General features: G+C 69.0%; 4 protein-coding genes. 1 reads left to right on the top strand and 3 read right to left on the bottom strand.

Features of this window, described 5'->3' with window-relative positions; genetic code table 11:
- Positions 1-939, bottom strand: a 939-nt coding sequence (locus tag AC27IQ_RS20030) for an aminotransferase class V-fold PLP-dependent enzyme (protein WP_487090535.1), incomplete at its 3' end; no start/stop codon positions are given.
- The gene (locus AC27IQ_RS20035) at positions 939-1,862 is read right to left on the bottom strand and encodes an amino acid ABC transporter substrate-binding protein (protein ID WP_284406812.1); all 924 of its coding nucleotides are present in this window, start codon (positions 1,860-1,862) and stop codon (positions 939-941) included. The genes AC27IQ_RS20030 and AC27IQ_RS20035, both read right to left, overlap by 1 nt.
- 141 nt (positions 1,863-2,003) lie before the next feature.
- On the opposite strand from AC27IQ_RS20035, the gene AC27IQ_RS20040 reads away from it, so the two are divergent.
- The gene (locus AC27IQ_RS20040; RefSeq protein WP_487090537.1) at positions 2,004-2,915 is read left to right on the top strand and encodes a LysR family transcriptional regulator; all 912 of its coding nucleotides are present in this window, start codon (positions 2,004-2,006) and stop codon (positions 2,913-2,915) included.
- Positions 2,916-2,954: 39 nt separating this feature from the next.
- On the opposite strand, the gene proX is transcribed toward AC27IQ_RS20040, so the two are convergent.
- Positions 2,955-3,911, bottom strand: coding sequence for a glycine betaine/L-proline ABC transporter substrate-binding protein ProX (proX, locus tag AC27IQ_RS20045; RefSeq protein ID WP_487090536.1), 957 nt, complete (start codon positions 3,909-3,911; stop codon positions 2,955-2,957).
- Between the last annotated feature and the right edge of the window lies 1 nt (position 3,912).

Genomic DNA, 3,912 nt, shown 5'->3' on the forward strand with positions numbered 1-3,912 from the left:
CCGGTCGCCAGGGGCCGCATCGCCGGCGGGCCCGCCCTCGGGCGCCTGCGCGCCGAGCCAGCACACGTAGTCCACGATCTCCGTCACCACGGCGAACTGCCACGGCGCGGTGCTGCCCAGGTCCCAGAAGTCGGCGGGCTTGGCCGACAGCTTGTGGTGCGGCAGGGCGGCCGCGCGGTCGGACAGCCAGGCGAAGCCGGAGCCCCGGCAGCCGAAGAACTTGTAGGGCGCGATGTTGATGCCGTCCACCGGCGTCTTCTGCAGGTCGATGAGGCCGTGCGGCGCGTGCTGCACCGCGTCCACCAGGATGTACAGGTCGGGCCGGATGGCGCGCGCCCGGCGCACGATGGCCTCCAGGTCCAGCTTGGCGCCGGAGATGTTGGAGGCGTGGATCACGTTGAGCACGCTGGTGCCCTCGTCCACCAGGGCCACGATGGCGTCCACGTCCACGCCGCCGGTGGCGCGGTTGCTGGGCGCCACGCGCAGCTCGCGGCCCATTTCGCGGGCGTAGCGCTCCATGGCGTCGTACGACGAGGGGTGCTCCAGCACGGTGGTGACCATGTTGGTGCCCGGCACGTTCTGCGCCACGGCCCGCACCATCTCGAACATGGCGCCCGAGGCGGTGAGCGCGGCGTACACGCTGCCGCCCGTGGCGTTGAGCAGCAGCCGCACGTCGGCCACGCCGGCGGCCTGGATATCCTGCAGCTCGCGCGCCGTGGCGTGGATGCGCTCGGTGTTGTCCGGCACGGCATCGATCTGCGCGAAGCGCTCCACCGCCGCCTTCAGCCGGAACGAGCCGCCCGCGTTGTCGAAATACAGCCGCTCGTGGCCGTGGTGGTCGCGCTCCACCTGCAGGAAGCGCTCTCGCACCTCGCGCATCAGGGCGTCGGGGAAGAGGCGGCCCTGCGGGTAGGGTGTGGTGTTGCTGTGGCCTGCCATCACACGCCCTTGTTGCTGGGGTTGCGGAAGGCTTCGCGCACGGCGTCGGACATGGGGAAGTTCAGGTTCACGTTGCTCGGCGGGATGGGCTGGGTGAACCAGCGCGCGTACAGCCGCTCCATTTCGCCGGAGCGCATCAGGCCGGTCACCGTCTGGTCCACCAGGGCCTGGAACTGCGGGTCGTTCTTGCGCAGCATGATCCCGTAGGGCTCCTGGCGCAGCACCACGTCCTTGAGGATGCGGAAGTCGCCCGGGTTGGGCGCGGTGGCGATCAGGCCGGCCAGCTGCACGTCGTCCAGCACGTAGGCGGCGGCGCGGTCGCTGGCCAGCAGCAGGAAGGCATCGGCCGTGTCCTTGCCCGAGATTTCCTGCACCTCCAGGTTCTCGGCGCGCTTGTAGGTGCGCAGCAGCTGGATCGACGTGCTGCCCGCCACGGTGGCCACCGTCTTGCCGGCCAGGTCGGCCAGCGACTGGATGCCGGAGTTCTTCTTCACCGCCACGGTGATGTTGGTCACGAAATGGCTGGGCGCGAAATTCACGTGCTGCTGGCGCACGACCGAATTGGTGGTGGTGGCGCAGTCCAGGTCCACGGTGCCGTTTTGCAGCAGCGGAATGCGGTTGAGCGAGTTGAGCAGGGTGTATTGCACGCGCAGCGTGGGCAGGCCGAGCTTGGCCTTCACCGCCTCGGCGATCTTCAGGCAGATGTCGTTGGAAAAGCCGATGGGGTCGCCGCTGCCGGTGGGCTTGTACGAAAACGGAATGGAGCTGTCGCGGCTGCCGATGATGAGGGTGCCGCTCTCCTTGATCTTGCGCAGGGTGTCGATTTCCTGGGCGCTGGCCGCGGTGGACAGCAGGGCGGCGCAGACCGCCAGGGACAGGGTGCGGCGCAGGGCGAAGGCAAGGGGGCGGGGCAGGCGGTGCATGGCGGGCTTTCGGAAGAGGGCGCTGGGGACCTCGCGTTGGCGAGGGGCTGAAAGGCATTCTCAAAGCGCCGACGCTTTTGAAAAAGCGATTTTTTTGTGCTCGAATCGGATGAATAAAAGTGTTCTGAAATCCCCGCCATGATGACCTTCAAGCAACTCGAAGCGCTGTACTGGATCGGCCAGCTCGGCGGCTTTGCGCAGGCGGCCCAGAAGCTGCACACCTCGCAGTCGGCCGTGTCCAAACGGGTGCACGAACTGGAGCTGCTCTTCGACACGCCGCTGTTCGACCGCAGCCAGCGCACGGCGCGGCTGACCGAAAAGGGCGAGGAGATGTTCGTGCTCGCCCGCAAGCTGCTGCGCCAGCGCGATGCGGCGGTGGAGCAGTTCGGCAAGCCCGGCGTGATCGAGCGGCGCCTGCGCATCGGCGTGACCGAACTCACCGCGATGACCTGGCTGCCCCGGCTGGTCGCCCTGGTGCAGCAGCACTACCCCAAGGTGACCCTGGAGCCCGATGTGGACGGCAGCCTGCCCCTGCGCGACAAGCTGCTGGCCGACGAGCTGGACCTCATCATCGTGCCCGATGCCTTCGCCGATGCGCGCCTGCCGGCCAAGGCGATCGGCCAGGGGGAAAGCGCGTGGATGTGCAAGCCCGGGCTGGTGCCGGCCGGCACGGTGCGGTTGCACGAACTGGCGCGCCACCGCCTGCTGGTGCAGGGCAACGCCTCGGGCACCGGGCGGCTCTACGACGCGTGGATGAAGGAGCGCGGGGTGGAACTGGCCGACGCCATCGTGGTGAGCAACCTCGTCGCGCTCACAGGTCTCACCGTGTCGGGCCTGGGGGTGGCCTACCTGCCCCGGCACTGCCTGGCGCCGCTGATCGCGGCGGGCATGCTGGCCGTGATCGACGTGGTGCCCGCGCTGCCCAGCGTGCCCTACGTGGCCATGCACAAGGGCGAGCACCGCAGCGCGCTGGCCGCCTCGATCATCATGCTGGCGCAGTCGTGCTGCGACTTCACGCGCGCCTTCCAGGCGCAGGCCGATGGCGCGGCGTGATGCCCTCGGGCAGCGCGTGCCCGGGGCCTGCGCGCCGCCTCAGGGCCTGGCCGCGGCGAGCGCCTGCTGGATCCAGCCGTCGAAGGTCTTCTGGTGGGCCTTGATCCAGCCGTCGGTGTGGCGCGCCACGTCGGCCGGCTGGTTCTGGCCGTTCTTCATCGCCAGGTTCTGGGCGTTGATGTCGCCCACGGGCAGCTGCATCACCTCGAACAGGCGCGCGGCGGCGGGATTCTTCTCGGCGAAGGCCTTGTTGGCCACGATGCGCTGGGTGTTCAGCACGAAGCCGTAGTTCTTGCCGTCGGGCAGGGCGGTGTCCTGCCCGGCCTGCGCGCCCGGCAACGAAGACCGCGGCACCTGCAGCCACACCACGTCCTGGCCCGGGCGCAGCACGCCGCTCACCCAGTAGGGCGTCCAGGTGTAGTAGAGGATGGGCTGGCCCTGCTTGAAGCGCGCGATGGTGTCGGCGATCAGCGCGGAGTAGCTGCCCTGCACGTGCGTGACCGTGGCGCCCAGGCCGAAGGCCTTCAACTGGTGCTCGATCACGCCCTCGCAGCCCCAGCCGGGATTGCAGCCCGTGAGGTCGGCCTTGCCGTCGCCGTTGGTGTCGAAGAGCTTGGCGAGCTTGGGGTCCTTGAGCTGGTCGATGTGGGTGATGCGGTACTTCTCGGCCGTCTTGCGGTCGATCAGGTAGCCCTGCGCGGCGTTCTGCGAATAGGTGCCTTGGCGCCACAGCCTGGCATCGCCGCCGGCGTTCTTGTAGAAGTCCGCGTGCAGCGGGTCCCAGTGGTCCGCCATGAAGGTGGCGTCCCCGTTGGCGATCGCCACGTGCGCGGTGGCGTACTCGATCTCCTTGATGGGCTGCACGTCGTAGCCCAGCTTTTGCAGCGCGCGGCCGACCAGCAGGGTCTGGAAGGTCTCCTCCGCGATGGAGCTTTGCAGCGGCTGCACGCGCACGCCCTGGCCCGGCAGGGGCTGTGCAGCGGCGCCACCGGCCAGG

This window comes from Acidovorax sp. KPB24-07 (assembly GCF_057543315.1).